Here is a 15,630-nt window from a genome sequence, read left to right on the forward strand (position 1 = left end):
ATCCGGCACGGATTTAAGTTCACGTGCAGGCGCGTCCACGCCTCGGTGGCGACTTCTTCACAAGCTTCACGTTCCCGATTCCCTTCGGGTGGAGCGCGCCGCCGAAGCGGAATCGGACACTCCCGCCCCAATGGCCTGCCATGCCGCCAACCCCGCCGCACCCGGTGAGCCTCGGTCAGCTGCTGTGCACCGGTTGCGCGTTCGGTGTGCAGGTTTGCGGAAGACTGTGTTCCGGAGGCCGTCGGCCGGTGGAACCGCCCGAGCGGACCGGGCGTCCAAGTGCCATGACCAAGAGAGCCGGACGGATCGTGTGCGCCCTCGCGCTGGCTGCTGGTGCCCTCACGGGCTGCACCGAGTCGGGGGAGGCAGCGGAGGCCGGTGAGGCAGGGAAAGCCGGTACGGGCGAGGCCGTGGAGACGGTCCGGGCCCGGCCGTCCGGCCGGGCGATCCCCTACGACCTCTACACACACTGCGGGATCGACGAGGCCCGTATCGGCACGACGTACTTCGAGGCTCGGACGCCGCTCGACGACGGCGCGGGAAACCCGCCCGAAGGGTGGGACAACCCCACCCAGCGCGGCACGATGACTCTGACGTCCGGGACGCAGGCGGTCTTCACCGACGACGCGGGGCACGAGGTGACATTCCGGGCCCGGCCGGGGGCGACCGGCTACAAGCGCATCTGCGCCTGAACCGCGTCGTCGGGATTCCGTCCGCCCGGCGGCGTCCGGGCAGACACTTCCTGGTGCCCCGTCACCGCCGCACGGTGACGGTCCGTCGGCCGGCGCCGGCCGACCGGCGCCGCCGCAGGCCGGTTCACCTCACAACGCCGTACCGAACGCCTGCGTCCACCACGGCCCGCCCGACGCGTCGTGGATGCCCACGCCGATCTCCTTGAACGAGCAGTTGAGAATGTTCGCGCGGTGGCCGGAACTGTTCATCCAGGAGTCCATCACCGAGGCAGGGCTCTGCTGGCCCCTCGCGATGTTCTCGCCGTACGTGCTCCAGCGGTAGCCGGCCGCGGTGATGCGGTCGCCGGGATCGGTCCCGTCCGGGCTCGTGTGGTCGAAGTAGTCACGGGCCGCCATGTCCGCGGAGTGCCGCTGGGCCGCCGTAGCGAGCTTGTCGTTGCTGGTCACCGGTCCGCATCCCGCCTTGGCGCGCTCGGAGTTGACCAGGGCGACGACCTGCTCGGCGTCGCCGCTCGGCAGGGGCGGCTCCGGGTCCGGCTGCTCCGGCGTGGGCGTGGGCTCCGGCGTGGGCTTGGCCGGCGTGGGCTTCGGCTTGGGCTTGGCCGTCTTGCTCGGGCTGGGCTTCGGCGTGGGGCTGGGGGAGGCGGTGAGCGACGGGGAGGGGGACGGGCTCCGGGTGGGCGACGGAAGCAACGGGGACGCCGGGGCGGCAGCCGTGGCGCGCGGCTCCTCGTCGTCCGAGGGGCCGATGAGCAGATGGACCGCACCGCCGCCCGTGACGAGAGCGGCGACCGCGGCGGCCACGGCCGCGGTACGGCGGCGCCGCCGCGCCCGCTCCAGCCGGGCCTGGGTACGGCCGGAGGCGGGCGTCTGGGCGGAAGCGGTCGCGACCATGTCCGGCGACGCGGCGAACCGGCCGAGCGATGCCGCCACCGGTACGAGCGCGAGGCCGACGAGCAGGCCCTCCGCGGGCACCAGCCCCGACCAGTGCCCCGAGCAGACCGTGCAGCCGCGGGCATGGCGGGCCAGGCGCTTGCGCCAGAGGGCCGAGGGTATGCCGTCCCAGCCGGCGACGATCGGCTCCAGCAGGACGCAGCGCGGGTCGGCGGACAGCGCGCGGACCACGACACGGGCCGTCTCCAACTGGGCCTTCATTCGCTGCACCCGTACCGCGGTGTGCTGCGGGGACAGCTCCAGTGCCGCGGCGACCTCCGCCCGCGACAGCTGTCCGGCGGCCTCCAGCCACCACAGCGACAGCAGCGCCCGGTCGTCCTCGTCCAGCCAGCGGGTGGCCTCGGCGGTCTCGCGGCGCTGACCGGAGAGTCCGAGGCGGGTGATGGTGAGGTCCACGAAGTCCGCGCCGGGGTCGACGACGTCGTACGCGTCGTCCAGGCCGCCGCCGGTGGGTATGGCGCCCGACCGGCGCTCGCGCCAGTGGCCGCGTATCTGGTTCATCGTGATGGCGACCAGCCAGCTGCGGAAGTTCTCCGGGCTGCGCAGCCCCTCAAGGCCGCCGAGGACGCGGAGCATGGTCTCCTGCACCACGTCGTCCACGTCGGCGTGGCCGTTCATGGCCCGGCCGACGATGTTGTAGACGAGCGGAAGGTACTCGGCGACGAGCCGGTCCTGCGCCTGCTGGTCCCCGCCCTGTGCCGCCATGATCATCGCGGCTTCGCGTTCGCTGCTCACGCTGTGTCCACTCTCTTTCAGAACTCGGGCCTGTCCTCCGACACATGGGAGACGCGCCGCCCCCGCGCCGATAACAGAAAGCCAGAAAACCCAGCAACCCAGAAACCCGGAACCGGTCAGCCGGCAACGGGATAGCTGTGGGCCGGGACGTCCGGCAGCGTCAGCTCGGGCCGCCAGGCGCGCAGCACGGCGGCCGAGGGAACGAACAGCTCGGCCGGGACGGCGTCCGGACGGTGCCACTGCCAGCGCACGATCTTGTCCGGCTCGGTGACCTCCGGCTCGCCCTCGACGCCGGTGACCAGGCCCGCGGCGGAGATCCGGGTGATGCCGCGCTCGCCGTCGAGCACCACGGCGACGATCCGTACGTCTTCTTCGCGCACCCGGAGCGCTGTCTCCTCGGCCAGTTCCCGCGCCCCTGCCCGCTGGAAGGTCTCCCCGGGGTCGACCTTGCCGCCGGGCAGCTCCCAGCAGCCGTTGTGCGCGAGCCCGAGGAGGATCCGGCCGCCCACGTCGACGACGATCATGCCGACGCCGGTCACCCCGTTCGGTACGGGGAACGCCCGCGCGGGGCGTTCGGCGGCAGCGGACTCTCCGGCAGCGGACTCTCCTGCCGCGGCCGGAGTCGGCGAGAGGCGCGCGGCATTGCCAGGGGTCACCATTGGCCCTCCAGACGGGTGTCGCCCCGCCCGGGCGGGCGTGGCGGTGCCCGATCGTACGGGCCGCGCACAGGTGGCCGCTGTGACGCAGGCGGCATAGCGTGCTTGCGGGGGACCCCACCCCCGGAGGTACGACCATGAAGACTTCCCGTCCCGTCATCGGCGGACCTTGCTGGGTCGAGCTCGGCACCGGCGACATTCCGGGGGCGCAGGACTTCTACGGCACGGTCTTCGGCTGGCGCACGGCGACCGATCCGCGGGCCGAGGCCGGCGGCTACACCATGGCCCGCGTCGGCGACGCCGCGGTCGCCGCGCTCACGCCGCTGTACCAGCCGAAGCAGCCCGCGGCGTGGACCGTGTCCTTCGCGACGAACGACACGGACGCGACCGCGACAGCGGTCACCGACGCGGGCGGGACGCTGCTCACCGGACCGATGGACGTCTTCGAGGACGGCCGCTTCGCGGTGGTCGCGGACCCCGAGGGCGCGGTCTTCTCGCTCTGGCAGGGCCGCAACTTCGCCGGGGCGGAGCTGCTCAACGCGCCGGGTGCGCTGGGCTGGGTCGAGCTGCTGACCCGCGACCCGGCAGAGGCCAGGCGGTTCTATCCGACGGTCTTCGGCTGGACCGTGAACGTATCGGAGCACTACACCCAGTTCGGGGTCGGTGGCGACGACTTCGGTGGGCTGCTCAGGATGCAGGACGAGCGGTTCCCGCCGGAGACTCCGGCGCACTGGCTGCCGTACTTCCAGGTGACGGACGTCGACGCGACCGCGCATACGGCGTCGGACGAGGGCGGCGGAGTGTTCCTGGAACCGGTGCAGATGGAGGGAGGGCCGCGGTTCGCGGTGCTGCACGATCCGCAGCGCGCCGCGTTCGGGGTCCACACGCTGCCCGCCTCGAAGGGCTGACCGGAGGGAGGGGACTCAGCGCAGGATCGTCGTCGGCAGCGCCGGCTCCCCCGAGCGCTCCCGCCATTCACGCGGATAGCCCACCGACACCTCGTGGAACGGCACACCGTCGTGCCGGGTGGTACGGGGGATGTGCAGATGCCCGTACACCATCGCGCGGGCCCGGTGGCGGATGTGCCAGTCCGCGGTGTGCTCGGTCCCGCACCAGAGCGCGAACTCGGGATACCGCAGTACCCGCGTCGGCTCACGGACCAGCGGATAATGGTTGACCAGCACCGTGGGCAGCCCGTCGGGGACGGCGGCCAGCCGTGACTCGGTGAGCTCCAGCCGGGCCCGGCACCAGGCGTCGCGGCTCGGAAACGGGTCGGGATGCAGCAGAACTTCGTCGGTGCAGACGACATGCGCGCGTCGCGCCTGGTCCAGAGCCTCCTCCTGGGTGGCCGCGCCCTCCGGGCGGAAGGTGTAGTCGTACAGCAGGAACAGCGGCGCGATCGCGACGGGCCCGTCCTCGCCCGTCCAGACCGGGTACGGGTCCTCGGGCGTCACCACGCCCAGCCGTCGGCACAGCTCCACGAGCAGTTCGTAGCGCTCCACGCCGCGCGCCTGGACGGGGTCGGTGGATACCGTCCACAGCTCGTGGTTCCCCGGTGCCCACACGACCTTGGCGAACCGGTCGCGCAGCAGCGTCAGCGCCCACTCGATGTCCGACACCAGGTCACCGACGTCGCCGGCGACGAGCAGCCAGTCGTCGGCGGAGCCGGGCCGCAGACTGTCGACGTGCTTGCGGTTCTCCTTGTGGTTGACGTGCAGATCACTGATGGCGAGCAGAGACATCGCAACCCCCGTGAGTGGACAGCCTGCCGAAGCGTCATGGCGATCATCCCATCGGGAGGGGGTAACTGTCCTTCTCCGCCATACCGTTGCCTAAGGGCAGCGCTTAGGGTGAGGGCATGTCAGATGTCCCGTACGACCGGCCCGACCCGTTGCTGTCCGACTCGTTGCTGTCCGACCCGTACGGCGTCTATGAGCGGCTGCGCGGCTCCGCCCCCGTGCACAAGGTGGCGGGCCCCGACGGCAGCCCCGTCTGGCTGGTCACCCGTTACGAGGACGTACGCGCTGCGCTCGCCGACAGCAGGCTGTCGCTCGACCGGAGCAACGCCGGGGCCGGTGGCTACCGTGGTTTCGCGCTGCCGCCGGCGCTGGACGCGAACCTGCTGAACATGGACCCGCCGGACCACACCCGGATCCGCGGGCTGGTCTCCCGCGCGTTCACCCCGTCCCGGATCGAGGCGCTGCGGGAGCCCGTCCTGCGCACCGCGCACCGGCTCCTCGACGCGATCGAGCCGCACGGCCGGGCCGATCTCATCGCCGCGTACGCCGCGCCGCTGCCGGTCACGGTCATCTGCGACCTCCTCGGCGTGCCCGAGGAGGACCGGCGGGACTTCCGGGACTGGACGGACTCCCTCGTCGCGCCCGATCCGGCCAGGCCTGACGCGGCCAAGGACGCCGTTGTCAGCATGCTGTCGTTCTTCACGGCTCTGCTCGCCACCAAACGCCACAGCCCCGGTGACGATCTGATCTCGGCCCTGATCACTGTGCGTGACGAGGGTGGTGACCGGCTGTCCGAGGACGAGCTGATGTCGCTGGTCTTCCTGATCCTCTTCGCCGGGTACGAGAACACCGTCCATCTCATCGGGAACGCCGTCCTGGCGCTGCTGAGCCACCCGGAGCAGCTCGCAGCGCTGCGTGCGGACCCCGCAGGCCGGCTGGGACCCGCCGTCGAGGAGCTGGCCCGCTACGACGGCCCCGCGCTGCTGGCGATCCGCCGCTTCCCCGTTCGGGACGTCACCATCGGCGGCGCCACCGTCCCGGCCGGGGAGACCGTCCTGCTCTCGCTCGCGGCGGCGAACCGGGATCCCGGCCGGTTCCCCGCCCCGGACCGGCTGGAGCTGGACCGTTCGGACGCCGGCGCGCACCTGGCGCTCGGCCACGGGATCCACTACTGCCTCGGCGCACCGCTGGCCAGGCTGGAGACCGGGATCGCGCTCGGCGCGCTGCTGGAGCGCTTTCCCCGGCTGGCCCTAGACAGGACGGAGGGGGAGCTCGTCCACCGCCCCTCGATGCGGGCCCGCGGGCTGCTCAGGCTCCCTGTGCGCTTCTGAGCCCGTGACCCGCCCAGGCGGGCGCGGTGCCGGTGATCTGGCAGATCATCAGATAGAGCGGGATGGGCGGGGTGTAGGGACTGGTGTCCTCGGGCCAGTGGATCAGCCGCGCCGCCGCCGGTACGTAGGCCCCGCGGGAGTAGTACGAGGGCAGCGGCCACCTCAGCTCCAGGTCCGAGCCGGCAGGCACGATCCACCACCACCAGTCCGTGTCCGAGTAGACACAGCCCGTGCTCGGCAGCTTGGCCAGCAACCGGAATCCGTGCCGTGCGGGCACCCCGACCGCGTCGCAGCCAAGTGTTGCGGGCAGCCCCGGCGGGACCTCCAGACGAAGCTGCTCCTGAGTCCCGTGGCGTCTGCGGGAGAGCAGCCCGGCCATGGTCCTCAGCACGGACCCTCCAGGTCGAGCGTCAGCTCGGCCCAGACGATCCGGCCGGGACCCGGCTGTGCGTCGTGCGCGCCCCAGGCGCTGCTCACGGCATCCACCAGGAGCAGTCCGCGCCCCCGCTCGTCCTCGGAGATCCGGCACAGTCGCGGCTCGCCGGGCGGGCAGCCCTGGTCCTGCACCGCTATGCGCAACTGGCCTTCCGCGTCGCGCAGTTCGCACAGGACGCGCTCGCTCTCGGTGTGCACCACGGCGTTGGTGAAAAGTTCGGTCGCGACCAGAGCCACCGCGTCGAGGTGGTCGTCCCCGAGGCCCCAGCGCAGCATCCGCTCCCGGATCAGGCGCCGGGCGCGTGCGACCGAATCGGTGCGGCCGGGCAGCTCGAACCCGAAGCGGCGGATCGCCGACCCCGTGAAGGCCGGCGCGAACGTGCCGACGAGCAGCGGGTTGAGCGCGTTACCAGAAGCCACGACCAATCCTTAACGGTGGGGAAGCGGTGCCCGTCGTGCCTCTCCATGAGCAGAGCGCGGCAGCCTCGTGAACTGGTTCACCGACACACTTTCCACCCGGCGGCGACACTTGGCAAGAGGCACTCTGGAAATTGCAGAGTGTCGAGTTCTAGGGGAGAGTGTCATGGCACACTCGTCGTGACACCGAGTCGCGTCTCCCAACCAGGAGTCGTGTCACCGACTCGTGACGTCGTGACGTCGTGACATCGAGAACAGCGCGCTGGGGAGGTCTGTAGTGAGCGAGCCGCGGTCCGCCCCCACTGTGGGACAGGTCGTACTGGGCAAGCGACTGCAGGATCTGCGGGAGCGAGCCGGCCTGAAACGCGAGGAGGCCGCCAAGGTGCTCCGAGTGGCCCCCGCCACCATCCGCCGGATGGAGATGGCCGAGGTCGCGCTGAAAATCCCCTACGTGCAACTCCTCCTGCGGGCCTACGGCATCGCCGACGACGAGGCCGACGGTTTCGTCCAGCTCGCCGAGGACGCCAACAAGCCGGGCTGGTGGCAGCGTTTCCACGACGTCCTGCCCGGCTGGTTCAGCATGTACGTCAGCCTGGAGGGGGCCGCGAGTCTCATCCGGGCGTACGAACCCCACTTCGTCCCCGGACTCCTCCAGACCGAGGAATACGCGCGCGGCGTCATGCGCAGCGGAGCCCTCGGCGCCACCAGCGCCGACGACATCGAGCGGCATGTCGCCCTGCGGATGGAGCGGCAGGGGCTGCTCACCAGAGCCGACGCCCCCAGATTCTGGGTGGTCATGGACGAGACGGTGCTCCGCCGGCCGGCGGGTGCCCCGAAGGTGATGCGGGCTCAGATCGACCGGCTCCTCGAAGCCGCCGAACTGCCGAACGTCACCCTCCAGGTCGCGGAGTTCGCGACCGGGCCGCACCCCGGTACCTACGGACCGTTCGTTCTCTTCCGGTTCGCGGTGCCCGAGCTGCCCGACATGGTCTACAGCGAGTACCTGACCGGCGCGGTCTATCTCGACGCGCGTCCCGAGGTGGCCTCGCACCTGGAGGTCATGGACCGCATGGCGGCCCAGGCCGCCACCGCGCAACGCACGAAGGACATCCTCCGGGGCGTCCGCAAGGAGCTGTGAATGGATCGCATATACAACGGCATGCCTGCCCGGGAGCTCGGCTCGGAGGGGTGGCACAAGCCGTGGAGCGGCGGCAACGGCGGCAACTGCATCGAGGCCATGAAGCTGGCCGACGGCAGGGTCGCGGTGCGCCAGTCCGCCGACCCTGAAGGCCCCGCCCTCATCTACACGCACGGCGAGATCGCCGCTTTCATCCAGGGCGCCAAGTCCGGTCAGGCAGACTTCCTTCTGACGTGATCCGGGACCGACCGCCTGAGTGGTACGTGCAGTTCCGTTCGTTCGTCCTCATGTCGCCCACCCGTCGCAGACCCTTGGAGACGCCAGATGACCGGGCAAGACCCCGCCGCCGTACGGATCGACACCAGCAAGCCGCACCCGGCTCGTATGTACGACTGGTTCCTCGGAGGCAAGGACAACTACCCGGTCGACGAGGAGATGGCCAGACAGCTCCTCACCCTGGACGCGCGCGGCCGTGACATGGCCAGGGTCAACCGGGCCTATATGCACCGCGCCACGCGCTGGCTCGGCAGCAACGGCGTACGCCAGTACCTCGACATCGGCACCGGCATCCCCACCGAGCCCAATCTCCACCAGATAGCCCAGCAGGTCGCCCCCGAGTCCCGCGTCGTCTACTGCGACAACGACCCGATCGTGCTCGCCCACGCCGAGGCCCTGCTGCGCAGCACCCCCGAAGGCGCCACCGACTACATCCAGGCGGACGCCCGCGATCCCGAGGCGATCCTGGACGCGGCGGGCAAGGTCCTGGACTTCACCCGGCCGATCGCGCTGTCGCTGCTCGCGCTGCTGCACTTCGTGGACGACGAGGACGGCGCGTACGAGCTGGTGGACCGGCTGGTCCAGCAGCTCGCACCCGGCAGCTACCTCGTGCTGTCCCACACGACGGGCGACTTCGACCTGGAGAAGGCGGCGCAGGCCCGCGCGATGTACCAGGCCCGCGGCCTCACGCTGCGCCCCCGCTCCCGCGAGGAGTTCACCCGGTTCTTCGACGGTCTGGAGCTCGTCGAGCCCGGTGTGTCACTGACCGCTGAATGGCACCCCGAGCTCGGCGAGGTCATCGACGTGCTGGGCGACGGACCCATTCCCGGCTACGCGGGAGTCGCCCGCGTCAGCTGACGCTCCGTCCGGTCGGCGCCCCGGTGGGGGTCCCCCCCCGCCGAAGGCAGGGGGAGAACCGAGCCTCAGTCGAGCAGGGTGACGAGGAAACTCGTCGCCCTGCTGACGTTTCCGGCCGCGTCGATCGTCCGGTGCTCGACGGTGTGGGTGCCGTAGTCGGGCGTCGCGTCGTCCCACGGCACGGCACGGGGCGTACCGAGCTTGCCGTAGACGAGATCGTCGATGACGGTGCCGCTCGGGGTGAAGCGGAACGGCGCGTCGGCGTCCGTGGGCCAGCCGTAGTACGTGTACCAGCCGTCGCCGTCCACCCGGAACTGCGAGACGACGGTGCCGGGTTGGTCGTCGCTCGCCGTCAGCCGCATGGTGAACGGACCGTCGTAGACGTACTCGGGCGGCCGCCCGGGCCGGTGCACCGTCCGCAGCGGCTCCGACAGCTCGTGCGAACCCGCCGCCGGAACCGCGTCCACGGACCAGCGCAGCACGGCGTCCGTTCCGGCGATCCTGGCCGTCAGTGCGTGCGTCCCGGGACGGAGCCGCAGCGCGCCGAGGTCCAGATCGCGGTCGTTGCCGGGGTTCGCGAGCGGGCGGCCGTCGAGGGACCAACGGACGGCGTGCGTCCGGTCCGTGGGGTGCGTGGTGTCGGCGTACACGACGGACCCGGCCCCGACGGGCGTCCCGGTGGCGGTGTGGCCGGTGAAGGCCGCGGGGACCGGAGTGTGGTGCGTCCGTACGGACGTGTCGACCGTCCAGCTCACGGTGCGGGTCAGCGCGGTCGAGGCGCGGACGGCGGGATCGCGGACGAACGGCGTCGGGTCGGTGACGGTGGCCGTGAGGGTGTGTTTACCCCGGCCGATGCCGATCCTGCGCAGATCCACGGTGCGGGCGCCGTCGGTGTGCCGCAGCGGACGGCCGTCGAGCCGCCAGACGACGTCGAGTTCGCCGCCGACCGGGTGCAGGGTGTCCACCCACACCGTCCGGTCGGCGCCGATCGGAGCGGCGTCCGGGGTGTGGTCCTGGACCAGGTTCACCTTGGCGGAGATCGCGCGGACCATCACCTCCCGTTCCACCTGGTCGAAGGCATAACCCAGGGTCTTCATGATCGAGTGCTTGCTGGGCCGCCAGACACCCTTGGTGCTGTACATCCCGCCCTCGTGCCGTCCGATCACACCGCCCGACTCGCTCTTCTCGCCCAGCCAGCGCCACCACTTCGCCTGCTGGTCCCGCATCTGCTGCTCGGTGAGGAGGGTGTGGTGCGCGGACGCGGGCTCGCCGCCGGTGTACGTACCGCCGGGGACGCCCCGGCCGTAGTAGTCGTACTCGTCCTGGAGCTTGCCCAGCGAGTGGCCGATCTCGTGCGGGGTGATGAGAGAGGAGAGGGCATTGCCTCCGGACGCGGTGGCGTACGTGCCGCCCGCACCGCCGTACGTGTCGCTGTTCGCGAGCGCCACGATCTGGCGGTTGGCGCCCGTCGTCCCGGCGACGAGATCGGCCAGCGCGGTCGCCGCACCGCTGTCGACGGTGAGCAGTCGCTGCACGCTGCCCGGATTGCAGCCGCCCCAGAAGCCCATGTTCAGTGGGGTGTCACGGCGTGGGGCGTCCAGTGACGGGTCGCAGTCGACGCCCTGCTCGGGCGAGGGCACCTCGACCGCCCACACATTGATGTACGAGCGGTACGAGGCGAACGGCTCGGTGCTCCACAGCACTTTCAGATGCTTGTCGACGTCCGCGCGGAACTCGTCCATGCCGGCGGCGGTGTAGCCGTCGCCGAGGACGACGAGATTGAAGCGCTTGTCGGCCGGGCCCGTGGTCTGGACGGGGACGACGGTGGCGTTCTCGGCCACCGGCTCGTCGGCGACGGCTTCGGCCGTCGCGGGCGGCGCCGCGCCGAACAGACCGGAGAGGACCAGGGCGCCCGCGGTGGCGAGCGCCGCGGCTCTGGGAAAGCGTATGCCGGAGGTGTCCATGGGGCGGGAGCGTAGGTCCGTGCCCAATGGGCCGTAAAGACAGCCGAGTTGGCCATGAAGCCGGCCCGCTGGTCGCGCTCCTCGGACCGGCCACCGCTACGACCGGATCGACTGGGCAGGGCCGGTGCTGAGTTGCTCGTCGTCGCGGGAGCGTCGTCCTCGCCGCACGACGCAGCCGGCGAGCACCGCGCCGGCTGCGACCGCGTAGGCCGTCGCGGTGACCACATACGGATCGGCCTCGGACTGGGCCGTGACGTACTTCGTGGCGCCGGCCATGGCCACGCCCAGCCACTCCCACCGGCCGTCCAGGGCCACCAGCGCGACCAGCAGCAGCGCGTACCACGAGTAGCCGGGCGTGAGCAGCAGGAACGCGGTGCCGGTGACGAGCAGGGCGCCGCTCCACGGCCGTTCGGGATCACCGCGCAGGAGTACCTGTCCGACGACGCAGAGCATCGCGGCGACCAGGGCCCAGGCCGCCCAGTCGTCCGGCAGCACCAGCCGCAGCAGGGCGTACCGGCTGCGGGCCGAGGCGTCTTCGTACCCTTCCTCCTCGACGTAGCCGGTGAGATAGCCGAAGACCGAGCCGTGGGAAAGGAGGACGTACGGCAGATACGTCAGCGCGACGACGGCAGCGGCGGGCAACAGGACGGCGGCCGCGTCACGCCATCGGCGTACCCCGGACAGCGCCCCGGGCAGGAGGACCGCGGGCAGCAACTTGGTGGCCGTGGCGGCGCCGAGGAGTGCGCCGCCCGCCGCCCGGTGGCGTACGACGACCGCGAGTCCGGCCACCCCGAGCAGCACGCCGAGCACATCGGCATGGGCGTTGTTGACGGCTTCGAGGGGGACGGCCGGACACCACGCCCAGTACGCCGCGGTGCGCGGATCGCCACCGCGCCGCCGCAGGACCAGGAGCAGCGCGCCGGTCACTCCCACCGACAGCAGCGCGCCGCCGGTCTGGAGCGGTTTGTGCCGTGCGCCGTCGGGAGACAGCACGTGGACCAGCAGGAAGTAGCCCTCGGCGACCGGCGGATAGATGGTGTGGACATACGGACGGTTGATCCGGGTGCAGTGGATCGCGCCCTTCGGGCCCGGGATCCGGGCACGCTCCGGGCCCGCGCAGCCCGCGCCCGTGGGGAAGAGCCACGGATCGCGCAGCGGGGCGAGCGCCGGGTCGGCGGGCGCGTGGTCGTACGGGGAGATCCTGGCGGCCTGCACCCGCCCGTCCCAGGCGTAGCGGTACATGTCGCTGCTGCTGCGCGGGGGAGCGAGCAGACCGGTCGCGGCGACGATCACGCTGCCGCCGAGGATCAGCCCCACGGCGTGGCGCACCGGCACTCTGCGCAGGCACCACACGGCCGCGGCGAACAGCAGCCAGCAGGCCCCGTACCAGCCGGCCAGTCCGGCCGGGTCCGAGAAGTAGCCGTCCTTGCGGACCGTGAGGGCGAGCGCGGTGGTGAGGGCGGCGAGGAGGAGGCCGGTGCCGAGGGTGCGCGGGGTGATCACCTGCTCAGCGTGGCAGTCCCGGCGCCCCGGGGCCGTGCACCGGCGGTCGACGTCAGCGATCCGTAAGGTGTCAGAGCCGCCCCGCGGGCCGGTTCGGGGGGTGTGATGGAGACATGAGGTTCCGACCACCGGCACTGCGACCACCGGCACTGCGTCCACCGGCACTGAGGTGGCCCGCATCGATGCGGCCCGCGCTGAAGCGGCCACCCCTGCCGTCCTTCAACGGCCGGCTGCACGACCCCCGCACCGCCACCGCCGTCGGCCGCTGGCTCGGCGTGACGATCGCGGTGTGCTTCCTGACCGGCCTGATCAGCCATTTCCTGCAGAAGCCGCCGGACTGGCTGCTGCCGTTGCTGCCGCCCCGGCCCGTCTGGGGCTACCGGCTGACGCAGGGGCTGCACGTCGCGAGCGGAATCGCGACGATCCCGCTGCTGATGGCGAAGCTGTGGACCGTGTACCCGAGGCTCTTCGTGTGGCCGCCGGCCCGGTCGGTACGGCACGCACTGGAGCGGCTGTCGATCGGGGTGCTGGTGGCGGCGGCCGTGTTCCAGGTGTTCAGCGGGCTGCTGAACATCGTGCAGTGGTATCCGTGGCCCTTCTCCTTCGTACCGGTGCACTACGCGGTCGCCTGGGTGCTGGTGGGCGCGCTGCTGCTGCACCTCGCGGTCAAGGCGCCGGAGATCAAGGCGCACTGGACCCGGCGCTCGCCCGGAACACTGGAGCTGCCGGCGCAGGACGGGCCGGACCGGCGGTCGTTCCTGACCGGAGTCGCGGCGGCCGTCGGCGCGGTCACCGTGGTCACGGTGGGCCAGTCCCTCACCCCGCTGAAGAGCCTCGACCTGCTGGCGCCCCGCCACCCCGATCACGGCCCGCAGGGCCTGCCGGTCAACCGGACCGCGGCGGCGGCAGGGCTTGCCGCCGGGGTGCCGGCGGACCGCTGGCGGCTGTCGGTGGCCGGGCCCCGCCCGTACGAGCTGTCGCTCGACGACCTCCGGGCCATGCCCCAGCACACCGTGACCCTGCCGATCGCCTGCGTCGAGGGCTGGAGCAAGTCGGCCGAATGGACGGGGGTACGGATCCGGGACCTGCTGGAGCGGGCCGGCGCGCCGCCCGACGCGCTGCTGCGCGTGGTGTCACTGGAGCGGCACGGCGCGTACCGGATCATGGAGATGGGCCGGGGGTACGCGCGCGACCCGCTGACGCTGCTCGCCCTGCGGCTGAACGGTGAGGTGCTGTCGCTCGACCACGGCTTCCCGGCGCGCGTCATCGCCCCGAACCGGCCCGGTGTGCTCCAGACGAAATGGGTCAGCCGGCTGGAGGTGCTGTGATGCGGGTCGTCGTGGGCGCGGTGGGCGTCGCTCTGATGGGCCTCGGCGCGTGGCTGCTGTTCGGCGCGGGCGACGTACGCGACCCGTGGGACGTGGTGGTCTGGCTGGGAGGGGCGATCGTCCTCCATGACGGACTCATCGCGCCTCTGGTTCTGGCGGTGGGCTTCCTGCTGGCGGCCCTGCCCGCGCGCGGCACAATCCGGGCGGGGCTCATCGTCTGCGGTGCGCTCACCCTGATCGCCCTGCCGCCCCTGCTGCGACCGGGCGCCCCGACGAACCCGTCCGCGCTGCCGCTGGACTACCTTCGCAACTGGCTGCTGACGCTCGGCGTCGTGGCCGCCCTGACCGCCGGGGTGCTGCTGTTGCCCCGGGTGGCGCGCTCACTGTCGGGGTGGCCGGAGCGGCGGCGAGCGCGTCGTGAGGAGAAGGCCAAGACGGTCCCGCCTTCCGGCAACTGACCCCGGACGTCAACGGTGCACTCCGGACCGAGCTGCATGAGCGCTCCTCTGTGAGCAGCGATCGCCACCCACAGCACACCCAGGCACGGGAATGCCCGGGAGGGGAACGCCCAGGCACGGGAAGACCCCCGAGGGTCACAAGCCGCCGCTGAGTGCGCCCTCCGCCCTTGCGAGCGTCTCCGCGTGGCCGAAGAGTCCCGGCAGACCGCCCGAGTGCAGGAGGATCGTGCGCTGTCCGGGCACGATGTCGCCGTCCTCGATCGCTGCGGTCAGGCCGGCCATCGCGCGCCCGGTGTAGATCGGGTCGAGCACGATCCCTTCGGTGCGGGCCGCCAGAGTCAGGGCGGCCATGACCGGCTCGGTCAGCACACCGTAACCGTCGCCGACCTGGTCGAGCCTCAGTCTCAGGGTCTCGGCCGGGCAGGGCGTGCCGGACAGTCCGGCGGCCAGTTCGGACACGGTCCGGGCGGGATCGCCGACGGCTCCGCAGTGGACGCCGAGTACGCGCGCGGGGCCCAGCACGTCGACCAGGCCGGCCATGGTCCCGCCGGAGCCCATCGCGACGACGACCGTGGCCAGGTCGGGAGCCTGGGCGAGGAGTTCGCGTCCGCACTCGACGTAACCGCGCGCACCGAGCACGCTGGAACCGCCGAAGGGGATCAGCGCCGGGACGGCGCCCTGGTCCCGCAGTCGTTCGGTCACCTGCTCGGCGACGGAGCCGAGCGACTCACCGCCGATGTCACCCGCCCACACGACACGGGCGCCGAACAGCCCGTCGAGCGCGATGTTGCCGGAGGCCGACGATCCGGGCGTGCCGGCGAGCACCAGAACGACGTCGAGCCCCAGCCGGGCCCCGGCGGCCGCGGTCAGCCGTGCGTGGTTGCTCTGCGGTGCGCCCGTGGTCACCAGGACCGTGGCGCCGTCGGCCAGCGCCTCGCCGCAGAACCACTCGAGCTTGCGGATCTTGTTCCCGCCGCCGCCCAGGCCGGTGAGGTCGTCCCGTTTGATCCACAGGTCGTCCGGGCCGAGGCCGAGCGCACGGGCCAGCCGCGGCGCGGGTTCGAGCGGGGTCGGCCATGCGCCGAGCGTGGCCCGTCGCGGGGTACCGCTGTCGTCGGTCATCGTTTCGGCGCTGCTCTCCTGAAG

Annotated in this window: 16 protein-coding genes; 8 read left to right on the top strand and 8 right to left on the bottom strand. The window is 71.9% G+C overall.

All coding sequences use genetic code 11. From position 1 onward, the window contains the following. The first annotated feature begins 284 nt into the window (after positions 1-284). Positions 285-692, top strand: a complete 408-nt coding sequence (locus tag ACZ6ZQ_RS01550) for a hypothetical protein (protein ID WP_469766519.1) — start codon at positions 285-287, stop codon at positions 690-692. A gap of 129 nt (positions 693-821) precedes the next feature. On the opposite strand, the gene ACZ6ZQ_RS01555 is transcribed toward ACZ6ZQ_RS01550, so the two are convergent. Together ACZ6ZQ_RS01555 and ACZ6ZQ_RS01560 are read right to left on the bottom strand one after the other, a co-directional pair. Continuing rightward, positions 822-2,381 (bottom strand): sigma-70 family RNA polymerase sigma factor, encoded by a 1,560-nt coding sequence (locus tag ACZ6ZQ_RS01555; RefSeq protein ID WP_469766520.1) that lies wholly within the window; start codon positions 2,379-2,381, stop codon positions 822-824. A 116-nt stretch (positions 2,382-2,497) separates the two neighbouring features. Next, positions 2,498-3,040, bottom strand: coding sequence for a nucleotide triphosphate diphosphatase NUDT15 (locus ACZ6ZQ_RS01560; protein WP_469766521.1), 543 nt, complete (start codon positions 3,038-3,040; stop codon positions 2,498-2,500). Positions 3,041-3,174: 134 nt separating this feature from the next. Here ACZ6ZQ_RS01560 and ACZ6ZQ_RS01565 point away from each other — a divergent pair, with 134 nt between their 5' ends. Next, a complete protein-coding gene (locus tag ACZ6ZQ_RS01565) occupies positions 3,175-3,945 on the top strand; it encodes a VOC family protein (protein WP_469766522.1) in 771 nt (256 codons plus the stop codon). Positions 3,946-3,960: 15 nt separating this feature from the next. Here the strand turns inward: ACZ6ZQ_RS01565 and ACZ6ZQ_RS01570 are convergent, their stop codons facing one another. Then, entirely contained in the window at positions 3,961-4,779 is an 819-nt protein-coding gene (locus ACZ6ZQ_RS01570) for a metallophosphoesterase family protein (RefSeq protein ID WP_469766523.1), read from the bottom strand. A 116-nt stretch (positions 4,780-4,895) separates the two neighbouring features. Here ACZ6ZQ_RS01570 and ACZ6ZQ_RS01575 point away from each other — a divergent pair, with 116 nt between their 5' ends. Then, positions 4,896-6,107, top strand: coding sequence for a cytochrome P450 family protein (locus ACZ6ZQ_RS01575; RefSeq protein ID WP_469766524.1), 1,212 nt, complete (start codon positions 4,896-4,898; stop codon positions 6,105-6,107). Here ACZ6ZQ_RS01575 and ACZ6ZQ_RS01580 read toward each other — a convergent pair. Both ACZ6ZQ_RS01580 and ACZ6ZQ_RS01585 read right to left on the bottom strand, forming a co-directional pair. Then, the gene (locus tag ACZ6ZQ_RS01580; RefSeq protein ID WP_469766807.1) at positions 6,085-6,486 is read right to left on the bottom strand and encodes a hypothetical protein; all 402 of its coding nucleotides are present in this window, start codon (positions 6,484-6,486) and stop codon (positions 6,085-6,087) included. The genes ACZ6ZQ_RS01575 and ACZ6ZQ_RS01580 overlap by 23 nt on opposite strands. Before the next feature lie 5 nt (positions 6,487-6,491). Next, positions 6,492-6,962 (bottom strand): ATP-binding protein, encoded by a 471-nt coding sequence (locus ACZ6ZQ_RS01585; protein WP_469766525.1) that lies wholly within the window; start codon positions 6,960-6,962, stop codon positions 6,492-6,494. A gap of 274 nt (positions 6,963-7,236) precedes the next feature. On the opposite strand from ACZ6ZQ_RS01585, the gene ACZ6ZQ_RS01590 reads away from it, so the two are divergent. From ACZ6ZQ_RS01590 to ACZ6ZQ_RS01600, 3 genes are all read left to right on the top strand, one after another. Further along, positions 7,237-8,097, top strand: coding sequence for a helix-turn-helix domain-containing protein (locus ACZ6ZQ_RS01590; RefSeq protein WP_469766526.1), 861 nt, complete (start codon positions 7,237-7,239; stop codon positions 8,095-8,097). Beyond that, positions 8,098-8,334, top strand: coding sequence for a DUF397 domain-containing protein (locus tag ACZ6ZQ_RS01595; protein ID WP_453663046.1), 237 nt, complete (start codon positions 8,098-8,100; stop codon positions 8,332-8,334). Positions 8,335-8,421: 87 nt separating this feature from the next. Continuing rightward, a complete protein-coding gene (locus ACZ6ZQ_RS01600; RefSeq protein ID WP_469766527.1) occupies positions 8,422-9,231 on the top strand; it encodes an SAM-dependent methyltransferase in 810 nt (269 codons plus the stop codon). 65 nt (positions 9,232-9,296) lie between these two features. Here the strand turns inward: ACZ6ZQ_RS01600 and ACZ6ZQ_RS01605 are convergent, their stop codons facing one another. Together ACZ6ZQ_RS01605 and ACZ6ZQ_RS01610 are read right to left on the bottom strand one after the other, a co-directional pair. Continuing rightward, a complete protein-coding gene (locus tag ACZ6ZQ_RS01605; RefSeq protein ID WP_469766528.1) occupies positions 9,297-11,195 on the bottom strand; it encodes a M64 family metallopeptidase in 1,899 nt (632 codons plus the stop codon). A gap of 96 nt (positions 11,196-11,291) precedes the next feature. Further along, positions 11,292-12,698, bottom strand: a complete 1,407-nt coding sequence (locus tag ACZ6ZQ_RS01610) for a glycosyltransferase 87 family protein (protein WP_469766529.1) — start codon at positions 12,696-12,698, stop codon at positions 11,292-11,294. Positions 12,699-12,880: 182 nt separating this feature from the next. Here ACZ6ZQ_RS01610 and ACZ6ZQ_RS01615 point away from each other — a divergent pair, with 182 nt between their 5' ends. Both ACZ6ZQ_RS01615 and ACZ6ZQ_RS01620 read left to right on the top strand, forming a co-directional pair. After that, the gene (locus ACZ6ZQ_RS01615; protein WP_469766530.1) at positions 12,881-14,026 is read left to right on the top strand and encodes a molybdopterin-dependent oxidoreductase; all 1,146 of its coding nucleotides are present in this window, start codon (positions 12,881-12,883) and stop codon (positions 14,024-14,026) included. Beyond that, positions 14,026-14,484: a hypothetical protein gene (locus ACZ6ZQ_RS01620; protein WP_469766531.1), complete on the top strand. Its 459-nt coding sequence runs from the start codon at positions 14,026-14,028 to the stop codon at positions 14,482-14,484. The genes ACZ6ZQ_RS01615 and ACZ6ZQ_RS01620 overlap by 1 nt, the downstream gene beginning before the upstream one ends. A 135-nt stretch (positions 14,485-14,619) precedes the next feature. Here ACZ6ZQ_RS01620 and ACZ6ZQ_RS01625 read toward each other — a convergent pair whose 3' ends face one another. After that, positions 14,620-15,606, bottom strand: a complete 987-nt coding sequence (locus ACZ6ZQ_RS01625) for a D-cysteine desulfhydrase family protein (protein ID WP_469766532.1) — start codon at positions 15,604-15,606, stop codon at positions 14,620-14,622. Between the last annotated feature and the right edge of the window lie 24 nt (positions 15,607-15,630).

This window comes from Streptomyces sp. NPDC053673 (genome assembly GCF_055585225.1).